This window comes from Paenibacillus nuruki (assembly GCF_963311185.1).
GTDB lineage: Bacteria > Bacillota > Bacilli > Paenibacillales > Paenibacillaceae > Saccharibacillus > Saccharibacillus nuruki.
Genome location: NZ_OY725677.1, coordinates 4,378,432 through 4,399,043 on the forward strand (window position 1 = coordinate 4,378,432; position 20,612 = coordinate 4,399,043).

Annotated in this window: 20 protein-coding genes and 1 riboswitch; of the genes, 14 read left to right on the forward strand and 6 right to left on the reverse strand. The window is 40.1% G+C overall.

The window, feature by feature from the left end; genetic code table 11:
• Nucleotides 1-198: 198 nt before the first annotated feature.
• Nucleotides 199-2,778, reverse strand: coding sequence for a winged helix-turn-helix domain-containing protein (locus RCP16_RS19435; RefSeq protein ID WP_308641090.1), 2,580 nt, complete (start codon nucleotides 2,776-2,778; stop codon nucleotides 199-201).
• A 154-nt stretch (nucleotides 2,779-2,932) separates the two neighbouring features.
• On the opposite strand from RCP16_RS19435, the gene RCP16_RS19440 reads away from it, so the two are divergent.
• The gene (locus RCP16_RS19440; protein WP_308642512.1) at nucleotides 2,933-3,700 is read left to right on the forward strand and encodes a TIM barrel protein; all 768 of its coding nucleotides are present in this window, start codon (nucleotides 2,933-2,935) and stop codon (nucleotides 3,698-3,700) included.
• A 115-nt stretch (nucleotides 3,701-3,815) separates the two neighbouring features.
• Here the strand turns inward: RCP16_RS19440 and RCP16_RS19445 are convergent, their stop codons facing one another.
• Nucleotides 3,816-5,174, reverse strand: coding sequence for a hydroxysqualene dehydroxylase (locus RCP16_RS19445; protein WP_308641091.1), 1,359 nt, complete (start codon nucleotides 5,172-5,174; stop codon nucleotides 3,816-3,818).
• Nucleotides 5,175-5,311: 137 nt separating this feature from the next.
• Here RCP16_RS19445 and RCP16_RS19450 point away from each other — a divergent pair, with 137 nt between their 5' ends.
• Together RCP16_RS19450 and RCP16_RS19455 are read left to right on the forward strand one after the other, a co-directional pair.
• Entirely contained in the window at nucleotides 5,312-5,713 is a 402-nt protein-coding gene (locus RCP16_RS19450) for a GNAT family N-acetyltransferase (RefSeq protein ID WP_308641092.1), read from the forward strand.
• Between the two features lie 160 nt (nucleotides 5,714-5,873).
• The gene (locus RCP16_RS19455; RefSeq protein WP_069326517.1) at nucleotides 5,874-6,230 is read left to right on the forward strand and encodes a nucleotide excision repair endonuclease; all 357 of its coding nucleotides are present in this window, start codon (nucleotides 5,874-5,876) and stop codon (nucleotides 6,228-6,230) included.
• 84 nt (nucleotides 6,231-6,314) lie between these two features.
• Here RCP16_RS19455 and rluF read toward each other — a convergent pair whose 3' ends face one another.
• Together rluF and RCP16_RS19465 are read right to left on the reverse strand one after the other, a co-directional pair.
• Nucleotides 6,315-7,022, reverse strand: a complete 708-nt coding sequence (gene rluF / locus RCP16_RS19460) for a 23S rRNA pseudouridine(2604) synthase RluF (RefSeq protein WP_083243365.1) — start codon at nucleotides 7,020-7,022, stop codon at nucleotides 6,315-6,317.
• A 116-nt stretch (nucleotides 7,023-7,138) separates the two neighbouring features.
• Nucleotides 7,139-8,035, reverse strand: a complete 897-nt coding sequence (locus RCP16_RS19465; RefSeq protein ID WP_308641093.1) for a TIGR01777 family oxidoreductase — start codon at nucleotides 8,033-8,035, stop codon at nucleotides 7,139-7,141.
• A gap of 171 nt (nucleotides 8,036-8,206) precedes the next feature.
• Nucleotides 8,207-8,310: riboswitch (TPP riboswitch) on the forward strand.
• Nucleotides 8,311-8,454: 144 nt separating this feature from the next.
• Between RCP16_RS19465 and tenA the strand changes: the two genes are divergently transcribed.
• From tenA to RCP16_RS19485, 4 genes are read left to right on the forward strand one after another with little or no spacing between them, the layout of a single operon-like run.
• Complete coding sequence (gene tenA / locus RCP16_RS19470; protein WP_137224091.1) at nucleotides 8,455-9,141, forward strand: thiaminase II; 687 nt, start codon at nucleotides 8,455-8,457, stop codon at nucleotides 9,139-9,141.
• Between the two features lie 17 nt (nucleotides 9,142-9,158).
• Entirely contained in the window at nucleotides 9,159-9,755 is a 597-nt protein-coding gene (locus RCP16_RS19475) for an ECF transporter S component (RefSeq protein ID WP_308642513.1), read from the forward strand.
• Nucleotides 9,733-11,331: an ABC transporter ATP-binding protein gene (locus RCP16_RS19480; protein WP_308641094.1), complete on the forward strand. Its 1,599-nt coding sequence runs from the start codon at nucleotides 9,733-9,735 to the stop codon at nucleotides 11,329-11,331. The genes RCP16_RS19475 and RCP16_RS19480 overlap by 23 nt, the downstream gene beginning before the upstream one ends.
• A complete protein-coding gene (locus tag RCP16_RS19485) occupies nucleotides 11,328-12,068 on the forward strand; it encodes an energy-coupling factor transporter transmembrane component T family protein (protein WP_308641095.1) in 741 nt (246 codons plus the stop codon). Before RCP16_RS19480 ends, RCP16_RS19485 begins: the two co-directional genes overlap by 4 nt.
• Nucleotides 12,069-12,336: 268 nt before the next feature.
• On the opposite strand, the gene RCP16_RS19490 is transcribed toward RCP16_RS19485, so the two are convergent.
• Nucleotides 12,337-12,714, reverse strand: a complete 378-nt coding sequence (locus tag RCP16_RS19490; RefSeq protein ID WP_308641096.1) for a nuclear transport factor 2 family protein — start codon at nucleotides 12,712-12,714, stop codon at nucleotides 12,337-12,339.
• Nucleotides 12,715-12,882: 168 nt separating this feature from the next.
• On the opposite strand from RCP16_RS19490, the gene RCP16_RS19495 reads away from it, so the two are divergent.
• The 6 genes from RCP16_RS19495 to RCP16_RS19520 all read left to right on the forward strand — a co-directional run bounded on the left by RCP16_RS19495 (nucleotide 12,883) and on the right by RCP16_RS19520 (nucleotide 18,078).
• Entirely contained in the window at nucleotides 12,883-13,200 is a 318-nt protein-coding gene (locus RCP16_RS19495; protein ID WP_069326524.1) for an ArsR/SmtB family transcription factor, read from the forward strand.
• A gap of 43 nt (nucleotides 13,201-13,243) precedes the next feature.
• The gene (gene rlmN, locus RCP16_RS19500) at nucleotides 13,244-14,344 is read left to right on the forward strand and encodes a dual-specificity RNA methyltransferase RlmN (protein WP_069326525.1); all 1,101 of its coding nucleotides are present in this window, start codon (nucleotides 13,244-13,246) and stop codon (nucleotides 14,342-14,344) included.
• Between the two features lie 248 nt (nucleotides 14,345-14,592).
• Nucleotides 14,593-15,708: a glycosyl hydrolase family 8 gene (locus RCP16_RS19505; protein ID WP_308641097.1), complete on the forward strand. Its 1,116-nt coding sequence runs from the start codon at nucleotides 14,593-14,595 to the stop codon at nucleotides 15,706-15,708.
• Nucleotides 15,709-16,614, forward strand: a complete 906-nt coding sequence (locus tag RCP16_RS19510; RefSeq protein ID WP_273592777.1) for a GGDEF domain-containing protein — start codon at nucleotides 15,709-15,711, stop codon at nucleotides 16,612-16,614.
• A gap of 32 nt (nucleotides 16,615-16,646) precedes the next feature.
• Complete coding sequence (locus tag RCP16_RS19515) at nucleotides 16,647-16,790, forward strand: hypothetical protein (protein WP_175425122.1); 144 nt, start codon at nucleotides 16,647-16,649, stop codon at nucleotides 16,788-16,790.
• The gene (locus RCP16_RS19520) at nucleotides 16,783-18,078 is read left to right on the forward strand and encodes a glycosyltransferase family 2 protein (protein ID WP_308641098.1); all 1,296 of its coding nucleotides are present in this window, start codon (nucleotides 16,783-16,785) and stop codon (nucleotides 18,076-18,078) included. The genes RCP16_RS19515 and RCP16_RS19520 overlap by 8 nt, the downstream gene beginning before the upstream one ends.
• An 88-nt stretch (nucleotides 18,079-18,166) precedes the next feature.
• Here the strand turns inward: RCP16_RS19520 and RCP16_RS19525 are convergent, their stop codons facing one another.
• On the reverse strand, nucleotides 18,167-19,660 hold the full coding sequence (locus RCP16_RS19525; RefSeq protein WP_308641099.1) for a peptide MFS transporter: 1,494 nt from the start codon (nucleotides 19,658-19,660) through the stop codon (nucleotides 18,167-18,169).
• Between the two features lie 263 nt (nucleotides 19,661-19,923).
• Between RCP16_RS19525 and RCP16_RS19530 the strand changes: the two genes are divergently transcribed.
• Entirely contained in the window at nucleotides 19,924-20,601 is a 678-nt protein-coding gene (locus RCP16_RS19530) for a TIGR00266 family protein (RefSeq protein ID WP_069326530.1), read from the forward strand.
• Nucleotides 20,602-20,612 lie beyond the last annotated feature (11 nt).

Here is a 20,612-nt window from a genome sequence, read left to right on the forward strand (position 1 = left end):
CGGATAGGTGTGATCATAGAAGAGATTCGAAAGATAACAGAAGATTTTATATTTAATGTCAATTATTCTCCCATGATCCGGGTTGTTTTTATTGTAGCAAACCAAGAAGTACGCATCTATTAACTAAAGTTAACTTCAATAGATTTTTATGACAGAGGAGTCACTTTTTTATGAAGTACTATATATCATTTCATCAGATTAAGATTCTGAAAACAATTCCAATTCTTGTGATTTGAGCAGAGCTTGTACACGAGAAGTCACTTCAAGCTTGTTGTATATTCGGTTGATGTATACTTTGATCGTACCGATGGTGAGTCCTAATTGATCTGCAATTTGTTGATTGGAATGACCTTGATGGATCAGCTTAAGCACTGCTAATTCTTTGGGTGTTAATGCTTCGATAAGATGAGTAGTTGTTGGAAAAGGCACTTTGCCTTCTGCTTCTAACACACGTAGTAACTTGGTAATATACTCAGACATCGTTGGATGGTTGGCTACGCTACGGGTATGGCTTAACTTTTGCAATAAGATATAGACGATATCGCCTTCATCTACAAATGTCCGTATATAGTCAAAAGGCAGTACTAATTCGATCGCTTGCTGAAGTAATAGCACAGCAGTATCGGTCTGTCCTTTGCGATAAGTACAAATAGACTGAAGCACAATAGACGTACATTCAATATGAATCGCATGCTCATTTTCCGCTAAAAAACGAATCGAAGATAAGATTTCTAAAGCAGTATTGTATTCTTTTTTGACCATAAGTACACGTGCTAATACTGTAAATGCTAGAGATTGTTCTAAAGAAACACGATGTTGTGGTGTGATCGCAATCGAATCGAGTGTATTAACCGCTTGCTCGATGTTGCCTTCGTATAGGTCTATCCATGCACTAAAAGCATAGAGATGTTTGCGCCAGTTATGATGTGCACTTTCTTCAAGCAGTTGTAAAGTGTTTTCCAGAATCGTCCGCGCTGTAATATACTGCTTTTCTTTTAGTTTCAACTTAATAGTCGTTAAGCGAAAAGGAACCAGTATTCCCGGAACCATACGGTAACTTTCTTGTTTGGATACCACTTGCAACCAGTGCATACAGGTCGTCAGATCATTGCGTTCATAAGCCCCTTCCGCAATCGCTTGCATAATATACTGACAGAGTAGGGACTGTTCTCCATGATGTTGAGTAAGAAAATGTACCATTTCTTTGCCGACATTGGCTGTTTGTTGGTTCAGCAGACCTTTTAGACCAAAAGCTGTATTTCGAACAAAAGGTTCACTTTTGTTATAATTAAAGTTGAAAAAAACCGATTCTTGAGGTAATTCCCGACCTGCATGATGCATAAAAGAAAACCATTCATCAAAGTTACGCGAGACAAAAATCATATTGGTTTTGACCAGAAATAAAATACCTAGATGCTTAGAAGCACTGCCTGTAAGACCTAGCTCTTGTATACGTTGCTCGCAAGCTTTGAGTAACTGTGCTGATTCTTCAAAACGATCTGTAATACTCAAAATAAAAGCATGAATCAAACACAGTTTAATCGTACGTTCGTAGTCATCAGGGAACAAGGTGAACCAGTGCAGTAACGTATCCAGTTCACCTTTGCCTAGCCATTCTTCAATATGTTCATCTATTAATTGAGAAGCTTGTTCATAGTTATGTGCGATCAAAGAATGATCGATCGCTTCTTCGATCCAATGACGATCTTTGTAGAGTTGACTGGCTTTTTGATGCCCTTCGATCCACAGCGATTCAGATGATTGACGTAATACATTTTGCACAAATTCAGCAAATAAATGATGGTACCGATACCATTTGCCTTCTTCATCGAGTGGAATCAGAAATAGAGTCAATCGTTGCAGACGATGTAGTTTATCCTGACTATCACTGAGTCCGGTAAGTTGATCGCAGAGTCCAGCATTGATACGCTTCAAAATCGAAGTCTGTAACAAAAAAGATTGCAGTTCTTCGTCTAACCGACTCCACACTTCTTGAAATAAGTAATCGGCAATATTACGATGCTTTCCATTAAAATCTAGAAAAAAGCGATGCTGATCATCACCTTGTTGAATTGAAATCAAAGCCAACTGAATACCGGCAATCCAGCCTTCAGTCTGTTCAACAAGCATATGAATCATTTCTGAAGGTAATGAATAGCCCATCGTTTGCTTGCAAAATAAAGACACTTCTTCTTCTGAAAAAGCCATTTCGCCGGCAGCTATAATATTTAATTGCTGTCGTACCAACCATTTGCCGATATGTACAAAAGGAAGAGCATGACGAGAAGAGATATACAGATGCACATGCCTCGGTAAATAGTCGATGAGATACGAAAGATTGTTATGAATATCCAAACTTCGAATAAAGTGATAGTCATCCAAAATGATCGCTAACGGTTGCTCTACTTTTTCTAATTCATAAATAAACATATCGATAAAAGAAGTCATTCCGCTTATGGATGAACTGGACAATAGCGGTAACAATCGTTCTTCCAGATCAGGAATCCGATAACAAGATAACGAATAGATAATATAACGCCAGAACCTGCGCTGATCGTTATCTCGTTCATCTAACGATAACCACGCATACGGTTGTTTTTTCTCATATAGCCATTGTCCAAGCAGAGTTGATTTGCCGCTACCTGCTGGCGCATACACCATATTGACTCTAAAATTCATGCCTTGTTCTACACGATGAATCCATTCGGGACGGTCGATCGTATAGGTTCGAATCATCGGTTTAGAGACTTTTGTTTTTAACAATATAGAACTTTCCATAGATCCCGTCCTGTCTCCTTGGATTAAGATAAAAGGTTTTTACAAAGGCTCTTATCCTAATTGATCAAGGTTTATTTCGTATATTGTAATATATAGATACATCAAAAACGATAGAATAGATAGAGCGAAAAAAGGAGAGAATACAGTGAATTATATGCGACTAAAAGGAAGCTTAGATCAGCCTAGCTTAGATAATCGGCTTTCCTATAACCCTGAGATTATTGAATTTTACCTGAGTGCTACAGATATGCAACGAACAGACTTTATTCGTACTCGAATACGCGAGTTAAAAGCCAGAGGAGTTACAGTATATTTACACCATCCATCCCGATATCAACATACCTTTTTAGATATTATGAGCACAAATTTAGAATTGCGCCGATTTTATCATGAATCGACTCAACAATTGGTTCAAATTTGTAAAGAAGAAGGAGCTAAATGTGTGTTACATGCACATTATGTACGCAGTGAGAATGCAGAAGTATCACGCGAACGAACGATAGCTTTGCGAGAAGAGATTGCAGCTATTTTAGAATACGGACGAGAACAGATTGTCTGGGAAGATTCAACAGAAGGACTGTTTTGCTATTCTAATCCATACTTAATCGATGATCTGATTATCCCATTATCATTGCCTTTAAATGTAGATGTCAGTCATACCTTTATCGCCTTCCGGGGAGATAATCATAAATTACGTGAAGTGCTTGAGCGTACAGCACCTTATGCAGTGTACTATCATCTGGTGGATAGTATGGGACAAGTGCATGATTCTTTACCGTTAGGAGAGGGTCTTATCGATTGGCAGATGGTGAAGTCGTTTGTAGAGGGGAAAGATTATATTTTTGAAATTAATCTTGTAGGCGATCACAGCGATTGTACACCTATGGTGGAAAGTGCGAAGTATTTTGCAGCATTATCATAAGTTCATAAGTACCTGATCCATAAAAAATACACCAATATCAAAATACAGAAAAAGACCTTAACCCATGCTAGACGGATATAAGGTCTTTTTTCTGCTTATCTATTGTTGTTTATATTTATAGGACGCGTCCTGTCAAAATACCAGTAGCTGCTCGTCTGCCAGAGATTGCCGCACCTTCCATAGTAGCAAGTAACGGTTGGTCTGTATAATCGCCAGCTAGAAAAAGACCATCGATCGGAGTGATCTGTTTGGGACGTTTGTGTTCATTGCCTTTAGCCAGACGATAGAAATTCTCTTTCCCTCGTATAATCCGATATTGGGTCATCGTATCTACATTAGGTAGATCCACTTCGTGTAGCGATTTTTTGGTGATTTCCCAGACTTCTTCATCCGGCAGATCAATTAAGCTATCAGGATCAACCAGAATAATCGAAGCTCGTCCTGTTGGACGCTTAAATGTTGTACGAGATTGTTCGCTAAATGACCCTAATTGTGTACCCGGGCCAAACGTTGTATGATCAGCATCTGCTAATTTCTCTGTCGCTTCAAATTGTGCAGTTACATAAGGCATCGATTCTAATGACAAGAAATCCTGAAACCATTCATGATTATGGAAATGTTCAGACAATAACATTTGAGCACGGCGAATATTTGTGGCAACAACTACTTGCTCTCCATAAATCTGTGAACTGTCTTCTAACTGCACACCGACTACTTTTTCATTGTCATATAATAAATGAGACACCGTTTTACCTGTAAGCACTTGTCCACCACGTTCTTCGATCGCTTTGGCAAGAGGACCTGTTATCACATCGGTCATGCCTCCTTTGAAAGCACCAATACGTACTTTGGCTAGACGCGGTAAAGCAGGAGCGAATAGACCGAAAAACGCATACGCTGAGTATTCTTCGATAGGTAAAAAGAATATGCCTGATGATAACGGTTGAATCAATCGTTCGATTGCATCTGTCGACACGCTATATTTTTCCGCATACGCTTTGATCGAGTATTGATCCAAGTAATGTGGTTTGCTGATATAATCTTTAAATCCAGCTGTGAAAAAAGGAATTAGAGACGCTTTATCGGCGGGGGAAATAAGATCGTTATTACCCAACGCACCAGCAATTGTTTTGAGAGGGGCTTTGAACGGATCGAGTCCAAATGTACCTTGTGCTTCGGTATGACGAATATTGGTTGTTTCTTCCCAATGCACCATGTCACTCATCGAAATGCCTGCATTTTTTAGAATCTCAGGAAGCACTGTATAATAACCTAGAAATTTATGAAATCCAGATTCCACTTCCATCCCATCTTCTACCCAGTTAGCAGTTCGTCCACCAATATAAGGAGCGGCTTCAAGTACCATAACACGCTTACCTTTATCCGCTAATTCAAATGCGCAACAAAGACCAGCAAGTCCTGATCCAATAATAATGGTAGGTTCTAGCGAAGAGTCATTTTGCATATGTACCATAATTAAGTTCACCAACCTTTTCATCTTTTACTAAAGTATTAACCATTAATAGGGAGCATCAACTTTATTTGTATACATTTGTATTCAGTATATAGATTCTTTGTTATGATTTGAGATAAAAAAGGGGTTGAAATGAGATGCAGATTATTCATCGTATTCCATCTGTGGAAGAGTATTTGGCTCTACGCAAGGTTTCAGGTTTAAGTGAAATGAGTGTCGAAGGAGCCACTAAAGGGTTGCCGAATACACTTTTTGCTGTTGTGCTTGAAGAAGAAGGGCAAGCGATAGGGATGGGTCGAGTCGTAGGCGATGGTGGATTGTTTTTTCATATTACCGATATCTGTGTACGTCCTGAATATCAAGGTAACGGATACGGCAAAGCGATTATGCGTGAAATCAAAACATACTTAGAAGAGAATGCATCTCCTCAATCCCATGCGGTATTATTTGCAGATCCACCAGCAGATCAATTGTATGCTCAGTACGGATTTACTTATACAGCTCCTCATTCCTTGGGCATGTGGTGGAAAAAGGAATAGAATTTTTCAAAACGTTGGTTTTCACAAATGATACTGACTGCTAATCATTAGAAACCTATAGAGATGATGGTCTACAACATGGTAAGATGAGAGTATTCGTAGTTTTCGAGTGCAAATTATGATAGGATAAACACCTATATAGAATGAGGAAGTGACCATATTGATTAATATAACAATCCCAACAGCGGATGTTACCATTACGAAACAAATTAACCCTGAGCTTAGCCATATTTATGGATTTACCGATTTTCATCTGATTTCGCGTGAAACAGGCGGTATCTTTATGTTCTATAACGAACAAGATGAATTACTATTTGTTGGTAAAGCACGTAAGCTTAGACCACGCGTCAAAAAGCATTTCGAAGACACCGTATCACCGATCAAAGATCACCGTGATGAAGTGACGAAAATTGAAGTCTGCTTGATCGACAACGCTATGGATCGTGAGATTTATGAGACGTACATTATCAATACACTACATGCAAAATACAATGTAGAAAAAGTATTTTACAAGTAAACGTAATAAAGACCTCTTTTATTTGATCCGCTACCTTACATTCGGTAACAGATCATCAAAGAGGTCTTTTTATTTTTCGTTGTGTTAGCGTTTTTTCGGCGTATATTCCAGATCACGGAATAAGCGATTGAGTTCATCGGTGGTAAGATCACGCCACTTGCCTGTTGGTAAATTACCCAGACGAATATTCATAATACGTGTACGGCGTAGCGCACGTACTTCATAACCAAGAGCAGAGCACATCCGGCGAATCTGACGATTCAAGCCTTGAGTCAAAATGATTTTGAATACATATTTGGATTGTTGAACGACCTGACAAGGCAATGTAACCGTATCGAGAATCTCTACACCAGACGCCATGTTTTTTAGAAAAGAAGGCGTAATCGGTTGATCGACCGTTACGATATATTCTTTTTCATGTTTATTTTCAGCACGTAAAATTTCGTTGACGATATCGCCGTCATTGGTCAGCATAATCAAGCCATCCGAGTCTTTATCGAGTCGCCCGACATGAAAAATACGTAAAGGATGATTAACAAAATCAACGATATTTCCCCGAATATGACGCTCGGTTGTACTGGTGATGCCTACCGGTTTGTTAAGCACAATATAGACATTTTCCTGTTCCACTTGGATCGGCTTGCCATTCACTCGAACGTCGTCGCCTTCTTCCACCTGACTTCCAAGCTCGGCAACCACACCATTGATCGTGACAATACCTTCATTGATCCATTTATCAGCACCCCGGCGGGATGTAATTCCAGATTCACTAATATATTTATTAATTCGCACGTATAAGCACACCTTTAACTCTAATTTTTGAGTCAGCTATTCTGCTCGAACTCAAGTCTATCTCTACGATACCCTTTTTTGCTGTATTTTAAAAGAATCATTCACAGATCTATAGATTATGACTTGGTATGCAAAATATGTTGTAGTGCTTTTTCCAAGCGACCGTATTTGAACATGAATCCTTCTTTGATCAGGCGATTAGGAACCACCCAGCGACTTTTAAGTACCAATTCAGGCTCGGTACGGATGATTCGAGCACCTAGATTCAGCATCCATGTGGAAGCAGGCAGACCGCCTTTACGATGCATCACTTTACGCATGGTCGCCATCAGTTCTCGATTGGTGACTGGATTCGGCGACGTACAGTTAAATACTCCTTCAAGAGATTCCCACTCTTGAATAAATAAAATAATTTGGAATAAATCTTCAACATGAATCCAGCTAAACATCTGCTTGCCTGATCCTTGATGACCCCCTAGTCCAAAGCGAACAAGATTTTGAAAAGGAGTCATAACCCCACCGCCCGGACCGAGTACAATCGCTATTCGTAATGCTGCTTGTCGTGTATGAGGAAGGTTAAACGCGAAAAAAGCTTCTTCCCAAGCTTTGGCAACATCGACTGAAAAGCCAGTTCCGATCTCGCCTTTCGTCTCGGTCATCGGACGATCTTCTGCATGACGATAAATAGTCGCTGTACTGGAATTCATCCATACCGCAGGTGGATGCTCACAATCCAAGATAGCGTTTCCAAGAGTCTGTGTGGTTTCTACTCGGGAATTCATAATTTCACGTTTGTTGTGCTCGTTATAACGACAATTGACCGATTTCCCCGCCAGATTAATCACCATCTCTGCGCCATCTAACGCTTGCACAATTCCTTGATAATCATCCCATGCGATATGTGGAGATTGTCTGGAAATGATCTGAACATCTATATTCATAGCTGTAAATTTTTTTTCCAAATACTGCCCGATAAATCCGGTACCGCCTGCTAATACCACTTTACGTGTCATCCCCATCAACTCACTTCTATTCAGATATTTTAATCTGCGTGCAAATACCTAATAATATCTATATTTTACACCATTTTATAAGTGTATAACGGTAAAAAAAGGAAACCACAAGATTCTTATAGCAGTTGACAGTCTCTTCAATCGTGTGTACAGTAAGATGCAAATGAATCGAATGACCACTAGGGGAGCCTTTGTGTAGGCTGAGACGGGAAGATCCCGGACCCTTGGAACCTGATCTAGTTCATACTAGCGTAGGAAAGTGGAGACTGTGCAAGAGTACCTGTACAATACGTACACCTATTCTGCCGCTCCATCACGGGGCGGCTTTTTTGCATGTATTTTTCCATATATTCCAGCAGTGGTCCTTCTTTATTAACCAAGCATCGATCCTGATGCTTCAATCTAAGGAGGATACAATTATGACATTTTCACAGGAAATTAGACAGGCAGCAGACCCTATTTTTGAAGCGATTTTCAATCATCCCTTTGTTCAAGGCATTGCCAAAGGTGATCTGCGTAGTGAGCAGTTAATCCATTATGTAAAACAAGATTTTGAGTATTTGAATTCATTTATGCGTATCTATGGAACAGCGATTGCCAAGTGTCCAACACGCGAAGATATGGCGATGTTTAATGAACAGATTTCATTTGTGCTTCATAGTGAAATTCATCCTCATAATAATTTCTGTGATGTAGCAGGCGTAAGATATGAAGATTTACAAGGATATGCGCTTTCGCCTTCGTCTCATCATTATATTCGTCATATGTTAACAGTAGCTCATGAAGGTGATCTGGGTGATATTTTGGCTGTATTATTGCCTTGTCCGTGGACATACTGGGAAATTGGTGTGAAGTTACTGGAAGAGGTGAAGCCTGATGCATCTCATCCTTTTTATGATTGGATCAGCTTCTATGGCAATCGAACAGATACAATAACGCATCAATTTTGCGCTCGCTTAGATCAATGGGCAGAGCAGACAACACCTGCACATCGTGCACGTATGAAAGAACATTTTCTACTGAGCTGTCAATTTGAATATATGTTCTGGGACATGGCTTACACGCTACAAGATTGGCCTGTACCGATGGAGGTTGCACGCGTATGAATGCTCAGCCGATCCATATGACATGGAAAATGAAAGAGGTTGTATTAACAGTTATTTTAGCTGTAGCTTGCGGTGTGATTTATCTAGGTTGGTCTACGTTATGGATACCGATCTCAGCACTGGTTGGACCGGTAGGTGCAGGATTTATGTTTGGCATCTGGATTATAGCAAGCCCGATTGTGGCTTATATTATTCGTAAGCCAGGGGCGGCATTGATCGCTGAAGTAGCGGCTGCGGCGGTAGAGCTATTAACCGGTAGTCATTTTGGCTTATCTGCCTTATTGATCGGTGTGTTTCAAGGGATTGGAGCAGAGATTGCTTTCGCTCTATTTGGCTACAAACGATATAACTTGATGACTCTCATGTTGTCCGGTGCATTGGCAGCGGTAGGTGGAGTCCTTTATAACGTTATTGCTAACGGATTCGGTTACTATACAACTCAGATATTGCTGTTAACGCTGATTATTCAAATGATCAGTGGAATGATCTTAGGTGGAGGGTTAGCTAAGATTGTCGTAGAAGCTTTGTGCAAAACAGGAGTGCTGGATCAATACGAAATTATGAAAGCACGGCGGAAGAAGGGAAAACCTAATGGAATCGCTTCTGGAGTGTAAAGACCTGTCGGTACGCTTTTATAATCGAGAAGCTAACGTTTTGAACGGTATTGATCTGTCGATCTCACGAGGTGAAAAATTACTTATTTTGGGACCTAGTGGAAGTGGGAAGTCGACACTATTATCTGTGTTATCAGGCATTATTCCTGAACATGTAGAAGCCGAGGTGGAAGGTGAGATTCGATTAGCCCCTCAATGTGGAGTCATGTTCCAAGATCCAGATTCCCAGTTCTGCATGCTTCATGTGGATGAAGAGATCGCTTTTAGCTTAGAAAATCGCTTGATTCCCCGTGCTCAAATGGATGCCATGATAGAGACTGTCATGAAGCAAGTAGGTCTGGATATAGATGGGCATACGCCGATCGAGACATTGTCTGGTGGCATGAAGCAACGATTAGCATTAGCATGTCTGTTGGCGCTTGAACCAGAAGTTCTTTTTTTCGATGAACCGACCGCACAATTAGATCCAGTCAGTCGTAAAGAAATCTTTCAATTGCTACATGAACTAGCAGATCAGCATGGACAGACAATGGTATTTGTCGAGCACACTTTAGATGGCTGTATACAGTGGATGGATCGAGTCATTCTTATGAATGCGCAAGGCAGTATGATTGCGCAAGGAGAGCCAGCAGAGATGATCCAGCGATATCGAGCAGAGATGCAAGAAGCAGGCATCTGGCAACCCAAATTATTTCCGTATACATGGGACGATGTGCAAGATCATCCTTCGCATCCGTTAGCACAGCGATTGCAACAGACTTTACAACAACGACGTGCTTCTGCATTAGATGCAGACCAAGAAGGTAAGGGTGGGTCTGCTATCATCGTAACCGAGCAACTGGATATCGGTTATCGTCAAAAGTCTGTGATGCGTGATATGAATATCCGTATTCCGTCAGGGGAATGGGTAGCGATTGTCGGTGCGAATGGAAGTGGCAAAAGCACATTTCTCAAAAGCCTGATCCGTCTAGAACGTATCCGTAGCGGACAACTTTACTTTCAAGATATCCTTTTGAAAAAGTGGAGTGATCGCGATCTATATGAGCAAGCAGGATTTGTTTTTCAAAATCCTGAACTGCAATTTGTGACAGATACTGTATTTGATGAGATTGCTTTTGGAGGACGACAACGCAATTGGAGCGAAGAAGAAGTGTATGCCAGAACGGTACAGTTGCTACAGGAATTCGGCTTAGAAAACTATCAGGATCAACATCCATTTACACTCAGTCTGGGGCAAAAGCGGCGCTTGAGTGTAGCGACCATGTTGTTATTTGACCAATCTTTACTTCTATTAGATGAACCGACCTTCGGACAAGATGCACGTACATCGGCTGAATTAATCAAGCGATTACAACAACGGCAAGCGCAAGGCACTACGATTGTGATGGTGACACACGATATGGATCTGGTCGATGAATACGCCAATCGAGTGATTGTGTTTGATCAGGGCAAAGTAATCTATAATGGTGCACCGTATCATCTATTTACACATCCCGAATCTATCGGTCATCATGCGATTATTGCTCCGCTTCATTATCAACTGATGAAGCCAGAGAAGGAGCGGAGTATTATATGAAAAGCAATGATTCCTGGTTATCAACATTGAATCCGACGATCAAGTTGGTAACTCATTTGTTAGTGATGTGTGTATTGATGGCAGTCACTGATCCTCGGATCACCTTAGCGATCTGGATAGTAGCACTGGTGATTGGATTGACGTTAGGTGGATGGCGTATTCCTTATTTGCTCAAACGGTTATTGCCGTATACGATCTTTTTTGTGATGATTTTTTGGATGATGGCGGCCTTTGGTAAAGGGGAGCATACTCTGTGGCAATGGGGATGGTTCCATATCACCGAAGAAAGTCTAAACAATGGACTAATGATCGCACTTCGTATGCTTGGCTTTGTCACTTATGGCTTGCTGTTCACGTCTACAACCGATCTGACCGCTATGATTATGAGTCTGGTACATCAATGCCGATTGTCGCCTAAATGGGCTTATGGACTGTTAGCTGGATTTCGCTTTATCCCGCTTTTTCAGACGGAACTAGCTCAAATGAAATCAGCACATAAGATTAGAGGATATAAGCAGAAGAATAGTTGGAAATCCTTCATCCGCTACGCCCTACCGCTATTCACTCAGGGTATTCGGAAGTCTGAACGAATAGCGATAGCTATGGAAGCACGCGGATTCACAGGCACGCGCCAGCGCACGTATTATCTGACTCCGCAATTAACGGGGAGAGATGGATGGTACTGTGGATTGTTATTGGTGGTTGTTCTGTGTATAGCTGTAGTATTAAAAACATAGATTCATAGAAGGAGCATCTTGTTGTAGTCAAGATGCTCCTTTTTTTACTTTCTATAGTATTTGCATGCCGATCACAGCTTATGTAAACTTACTATAATTACCAATAGTCTTTAATAAAAAAAGAGGTGAGTTTTTTGCATATCGTATGGAGCAGTTTGTTTATTACGATGGGAATACTGATTGCTATCGTTGCACTATTTACATGGATCACAATCACAGCTGTCAGATCCTATCGCAATAAACATAGACATTAATCTACATAGAAGTATCAATATTTACTAAAAGCATCTTGATTCTCTTGTACATTTTCTAAATAGACAATCTGACCTTCTTCATTTACACGAGCAATATCAATGCCTGTTTTGGCATATACGGTTCCTTCGCTCGACATTCCACATACTGCCCAGCGGGATTCGTAGGTTCCGTTGTTTTGCAGTTCCCACGGTTCATGCATATGTTTGATATCGATATTATATTGATAGAACATGTCGATAAAGTTTTTGAATCCTTTACGTGATGATCCATTTAATACGATCTCTACATCAGGAATAAATAAACTCAGTAATTGTTCCATCGCTTGTTCATCAGTACGTGAAGCATCGAATAAGCGAAAATAGTCATTTAGTGTGTGTACCGCGGTTGTCATTTTACAAATCTCCCTTTGATTAAAAACACAATCATACCGTTATTTTGATTAATAGTTTGATGAAAATCGAACTATTAAAGTGTAGCATACTTTCAAAGTAATAAATAGTTCGACCAAAATCGTACTTTTCAATTGATACTTGCTCCAATAAATGATAAGTTGAAGAGTATGAAAATATTAGAAGCTGTAGCACCGACACCAATCAAGCTTGTAGACGTATTCAGTGCACTAAGTGATCCTGTGCGACTGAAAATACTACTGTGTCTTGCCCATCATGGAGAAAAAAGCTGTGCAGGTTTTCAGATGAGTCATATTTCCAAATCAACATTGTCTCATCATGTTAAAATATTACGCGAAATAGGGCTTATCCAATTACGCATCGAAGGCAGACAGCATTTTTATAGCATTTGCCGCAGTGAACTAGACACTCAATTTCCTGGATTACTAACATCGATTCTTCAAACCGAAGAAGAAGATCTAGTGTAATCTATATATTCTCAAATTTATTCGCTTTGAAAGAAGGTATACCATGAATAAACCGTCCATTTATGGATTAACATTAGATCAATTATCAGCATGGCTAGGTGAACGTGGACATAAGAAATTCCGCGCAAGTCAAGTCTGGGATTATTTGTATCGTCAGCGTGTAACTGAATTTAATAACATGACTGAAGTGAATCCTGCTTGTATCGCTTTGCTTACCGAGCACTTTGCGATTCAAACATTAACTGAACATGTGAAGCAAGAATCTGCCGATGGTACAGTAAAATTTCTGTTCCGTTTGGAAGATGGCAACTTGATCGAAACCGTATTGATGCGTCAGAAGTATGGTCAATCGGTCTGTGTCACCACGCAAGTGGGCTGTAATATTGGTTGTAGCTTTTGCGCTAGTGGTCTGATTAAGAAAAGTCGTGATCTAACCGCAGGTGAGATTGTCGAGCAGATTATGAAAGTACAATTTCATCTGGATGCAGCCGCGCAAGACCAATTGGTGACTCATATCGTAGTAATGGGTATCGGCGAACCATTTGATAACTTTGAAAATATGGTTGATTTCTTAAATATCGTGAAAGACCGCAAAGGTCTAGTTATCGCTCCTAAACGAATCACTGTATCTACAAGTGGTCTACCTGATAAGATTAGAGAATTTGCAGATAGCGATCTTCAGGTCAATCTTGCACTTTCATTACATGCACCGAATAACGAACTACGTACACGTATTATGAAAATTAACCGTGCGTATCCGCTAGAGCAATTAATGTCTGCTGTAGAGTATTATCTGACCAAAACGAATCGCCGTATTATGTTAGAATACATTTTGCTACGTGATGTGAATGATCATCAAGAACATGCACAGCAATTAGCAGATCTGATCGCTCATATGAACAAATCAGCGAGTGTCAATCTAATCCCTTATAATCCGGTCGATGAGCATAGTCAGTATCAACGCAGCTCCCAAGAATCGATTATCACCTTCTATGATACGTTGAAAAAGAATGGTGTGAACTGTACGGTTCGCTTAGAGCACGGTACAGATATTGATGCCGCTTGCGGACAATTGCGCAGTAAACAGATCAAAAAAGCAGCACAAGCAGAAAAAGAAGAAAATCCAGTAGTTGTCGGTTCTTAAAAAACAGATGGATAAAGCCTTTCTTATCGTTAACTAGATAAATACGTGAAAATGCGAGCTGTCGGTCAACTTCGGCAGCTTTTTTTTTAATTTATTTTATAATGCATCGATCGTAGCTCAATCATAGTCAGATCGCACATCTTGTCGAATTTTAAAAGAAAAAGTAATTATCTATCAAAAGTTAGCCGATAAATAGAGTATCATCACGAGCTAACGGAAAATAAGAACATACACCATAGGAGAACGATATGAGAAGAAATCAACATCATTTTGTAAAGAAATGGATGTTCTTTATGCTAGCATTTATTATCATCATCGGAATTATATGGGGAGTCTATACATACCGGTCTCAACCCAGCATCCCCCCTACAGCAACCTTTATTACATCACACATGGTCAATGAAAATGGAACGTTAGCCAGTCGCCTTTTACCTGCTCCTTCAACCAATCCTGATATTGTCGCAGGGAAAGAAGCCTTGTCTGAATCGTTAGGATTATGGATGCAATATGCATTAATGACCGATGATCAGAAGAGTTTTGAACACAGTTATACGTTGTTGAATCAGTATTTTTTGAATCCAGAGAAGCATTATATTTATTGGAAATTAGAGCCGAATGGCCAGTCCAAAGTGAATACGAATGCACTGGGTGATGATCTGCGAATCGTAGGTGCATTATTACAAGCATCTACACAATGGCAACAGCAGAGTTATACCACAACAGCCAAGCAAATTGTCGATACATTACTTGCTTCAGATCAACAACATGGTTATCTGGTAGACTATCATGATTTTGAACACGGATATTCCGCAGATGTCCTGAGCTTAACGTATATTGATGTCCCTGCTCTGGGACAGATGAAGCAGACAAATATGATTTCTGCTGAAGAGTATAACAAGTACACCGATCTATTGCGGAATACTCCGAATGATGGAGTGTTTTACCCTAGAACGTATAGTGTAGCTACAGGCAAATACAATTATGACGATACGATTAATCTGATTGATCAATTGATTTTGGCTCTGCATCGTAGTGAATTGGGGCAACCTTCAATCGAATTGACCGCTTTTATGAAAAAAGAATTTGAGCAACACCATCAATTAGCCGGTCGGTATAAGCGTGCAAACCAGACAGCAGATGTGGCTTACGAATCACCAGCAGTCTACGGACTCGCAATTTTATTAGCCCTTAAGGAGAAAGATCAGGCTTGGGCAGAACAGTTATATGCTCAAATGTTGACGATGCGAGGCTGGGATCAAGCTTATCCGGGGGGCTATGTATTTGATGGCGATACCCATATTTTTGACAATTTATTTCCTCTTTTAGCGGAGACACTTTTGCAGAAGGGCAGTGAAACGAAGTAAATGAGAACGAGTCGGAAACGTAAAGAATTAAGTACGAATACGAGCCTTATTAGCCAGATGACATGGGGTTATATTATTTTGATTGTACTTGCAATGGTGCAAGAAATTCTTGTTTTTTTCAATATCTATACCAGTCACTCGTATAGTCTGCTAGAAATATCTTTAAATATCGTTGCGATGTGTGCTTTATTATTCGGATTTGTAGTTTCTATGGGCATTGCAGTAGTTGTTATTTTTATATTTTTAGTGACTTATTTTGTATGGATGGTGACATATGCGCCTGTAAATACGTTGATCTTTTTTGAGTTGTTTTTGATTCCTGCCAATATTCTAATAGCCGCGTTTATCAAATCGACATTGATCCGTAACAAAAGGGTCAGTGAGCGCCTAGAAGTTTTACGTAAACGTGATCCAGAAGTGGATTTGTATACATCGTTAGGTAATAAAAAAGCATTAGGCGATACGGTAGTGAAGCAATCGAATTTAGCCAGACGTTATTCAGATAGATACACATTCTCGGTAGCGATGTTCAAGATCGAATTTTTGGCATTGGTACAAGAATCGTTAGGCAGTCAGCTATACTCGCAACTATTGCTAGAGTTGTCGGAGACGATTCAGAAGCAGATTCGTTATGAAGATTATAAATTTTCGATTGAAGATGGACGTTTTATTATTTTGTGTCCTATGACGGATCAGCAGTATTTACAATTACTAACCGATCGGATCAAGAATGCCATGATGGATATGAAATTTTTGGACAAAAAAGGCAATGACTTGAAGCTGGTTATTCGTGCAGGAGCTTTCGTATTTCAAAAAGAGCAGTTTAGCACATACGAGAATATTGATGAGATTATTGCTGCTTTGGAACGCAACACCGAGACGGATTTGATTGCAGAATATATCTAACACAATGTCTATTGAAAAGGAGGTAATAATACATGGAATATACGAGTTGGTTTATCCCGCTTTGTATTGTAATTAGCAGTTTATTTGGGATCGCTATTATTGTATTGACGATCATGACACTGGTTTTTCGTGCCAATGTAAATAGAAAGTATGACCGGGGGAAAAATCATGTCTGATGCTATTTTACTCATCTCGATTATGAGTATTTGGATCGCTGTATTTGAATCCATTGTGATTATGTGGGGCGCGATTCGTTTTATGTTTAAGCAGAACAAAATCCCGACGGTGATTCCTGAAAATATGGATCATTTCCCTAAGGTGACTGTTATTGTTCCGGCTCATAACGAAGAGATCGTTATTATGTCTACAGTCGAACATATTCTCAAGCTGAATTATCCGCAAGACAAAGTACAGATTATTATCGTTGCTGATAATTGTAGCGATAATACAGCCAGTCGCCTCCATACATTAAAAGAACAAAAGGCATATCGAGATCGTGATTTTACGATTATGGAACGGACAGGTAGCGGGGGAAAATCAGGAGCATTAAACGATGCGATGGTCATTTCTACAGGGGAATGGTTATGTGTATATGATGCAGATGCTGCACCTGAGAAAAATGCACTTCTTTTTCTTACTCAAAAAGCGATGGAACAACCGGAGAAATATGGCGCTGTATTTGGTCGGAACAAAGCACGTAATCGTAGTCAGAACTTTTTGTCCGGTTGTATCAATCTAGAGTTGATTACGATTCAGCGTGTTCATCACACAGGCATGTGGGAGTTATTTGGGCTTGGAACGATTCCGGGTACGAACTTTATTGTACGCAAAGACTTGATGGAAGAGATCGGTGGTTGGGACCCGCAGGCGATTACCGAAGATACCGCGATTTCATTTGAAATTTTGACCCGTGGCAAGTTAATTGCACTGGCTCCACAAGCTGAAGCGTACCAACAAGAACCGGAACTACTTAGTGTTTATATGAAGCAACGGGAACGCTGGTCGAAAGGCAATTACAGCGTAGTTATGGACAATATTCATCATTTGTTCGATAAAACAAGCTGGCGTATTAAGCTTCATGTGATGTATTATGCGGCTAGCTACTTCTGGTTTATGATTGCGATTATCGTCTCGGATATCATTTTCCTCGCCAATATTGTGTATCAGATCATTGAGCTATTTAATCCAGCCGTGATTTCGCCATTCCAATTTGTAGGCGATGTCTATGTGTATCTCGTGATTGGTTGGGCACTGATGTATTATATCTATGTATTACAGATTAATATGGCACTGGCAACAGATATCGGACAAAGTAATACGCGTAACTTTATTTTATCGTGCGTCTCGTACTTCACGTATTCGCAACTGTTCCTGATTATTTCGGTCAAAGCATTCTTCTCGATTACGTATGATCGAATTACAGGTAGAGAAAGCAAATGGTACAAAACCAAACGCTTTGGCTAAAATAATAAGCTTTAATTATAAAAACAAAATAAAAGCCAGTCTCTATTGTAGAGGCTGGCTTTTATTTATTAGAGTGTACTTATTTATTTTACAGTACGCCCTTCATAAAGCTTTGAATTTTAGGTCCCATAATAAACAGAATAACACCTAAAGCAATCGACACGCCGCCGATCACTCCGAAATAGATCATTTCTGTATCCGGGCTATAAAATTGCACAAGAATCGCATTAATCGCTTGCGCTGCTGCATTGGATAAAAACCATAGACTCATCGTTTGTGCAGAGAAAGCCGCAGGAGCAAGCTTAGTGGTTGCAGACAGCCCGACAGGAGAAAGGAATAATTCCCCAACGACAATAATAAAATAGCTCAGTACAAGCCACAGCGGGCTTACAAGTGCATTTTCACCACCGAAGTAAGAAGGAATAAGAATAACCAAGAAAGACAACCCGGCGAACAACAATCCTAATGAGAATTTACGTGGAATAATCGGTTGACGATTACCAAGCTTCAGCCAGATTGCTGCAAACACAGGTGATAACGCAATAATAAATAACGGGTTGAGCGATTGGAACCAAGCAGGAGCAATATGAATACCCATAAAGTCCAATTGTGTCCGTTTATCTGCATAGGTTGCGAGTACAGTTGATGTCTGTTCTTGAATTGACCAGAACATCACAGCCGCAATAAATAAAGGAATATAAGCAAGTAGACGCGAACGCTCTACATCGGTTGTTTTTTTACTGCGATACATGGTGACAAAGTAACAGATTGGAATAAGTACTCCGAGTACAGCCACTACAGTTACAAAAGATTTTAACGTTAACCAGCCCATCATAATCGCTATAGCGACGATAATCGCAATAATCACAGCACTGATTGCAAAAATTTTGATCGTTGTTTTCTTCTCGTCAGCAGATAATGGATTACCTACGATTGTACCTGCTAGACCTAAATTTTTCTTTTTCGTCAAAACAAAAACAACTAGCCCGATAAACATTCCGATAGCTGCTGTAGCAAAGCCCCAATGGAAGCCATAACTGGTCTGCAATCCACCGACGATCAATGGTGAGATAAATCCACCCAAGTTAATACTCATATAGAAAACACTAAAACCGGAATCACGACGATTGTCGCTCTCCGCATACATTTCGCCGACCACATTCGAAACGTTCGGTTTGAGTAATCCTGTACCGAGTACGATTAAGCCCATTGATACGAATAATAGCGGTACACTATTTGGAATAGCGAGCACAATATGACCGATCATAATCAAGACTCCGCCATAGAAGATCGCTTTGGATGAGCCAAATACCCGATCAGCTAACCAACCTCCAATAATACCGGACATGTAGACGAGTGATCCATAAATGGACATGATCGCAAGTGCGGTTGCTTCATCGAAGCCGAGTCCGCCTTTAGATACTTCATAGTACATATAGAATACAAGAATCGCTCTCATTCCATAATAAGAGAATCGCTCCCAGAATTCAGTGAAGAATAAAGTGAATAATCCTTTCGGATGACCGAAGAATCCTTTCTGCGGTACACTGTCTACAACTTGTTGCTTATTCACATCTGACACAAATGAACCTCCTGCTCTGAACATCTTTTATTTTCATGATAGAATACAGAATAGAACGTTAAATATTTACATATCATCATATAGGGCTATCGAAAATATTTACACGTCACTTCAGCAATCGAACCATCAGAATACAACATATTCTTCATATCATCAATGAGAAATTGCCGAGACGATTGAACCGAGCGCATATATACAACGCCAAAGGTGAAATGTCATAATATAAAATAAGCTTGATACATTGAGAGGATAGGTGAACAAAGATGAAATATGATATTTTGTATGAAGGCGCGTTTGCCATGTTGAAGGTACATATAGAGCAAGGAGAAGCGATCAAAGCCGAGTCAGGCGCTATGGTCTCTATGTCTCCAAATGTAGATATTAAAGGAACGATGGATGGCGGACTGATGGGCGGTCTGGGTCGTATGTTAACTGGAGAAAAATTCTTTTTTCAAGAACTGCGTTCGACGCGTGGCCCAGCAGAAGTATTACTTGCCCCTTCCAGTATAGGAGACGTTACTGCTGTTGAATTAGATGGATCCTATAGTCTGTATGTACAAAAAGACGGCTTTCTTGCTGGTACCGAAGGCATCGAAGTCGGCACACAGATGCAAAATCTGAAAAAAGGGTTATTTTCAGGTGAAGGATTCTTTATTATTGAAATTCGTGGAAAAGGCACAGTCTTCTTATCTTCCTACGGGTCGATTCATGCGATTAATCTAGCTCATGGGGAAGAAGTGATTGTCGATAATGCTCACCTGGTCGCATGGCCAGGATATATGAATTATCAAATCGAAAAAGCATCGAAAGGCTGGTTATCCAGTGTCACCAGTGGAGAAGGAATCGTTTGTCGCTTCCGCGGTGAAGGTGTGATTCTGATCCAATCTCGTAATCCTGCTGGTTTTGGTAGTTGGATTAAGCAGTTTATTCCGAATAAATAAGCGTTTTACCG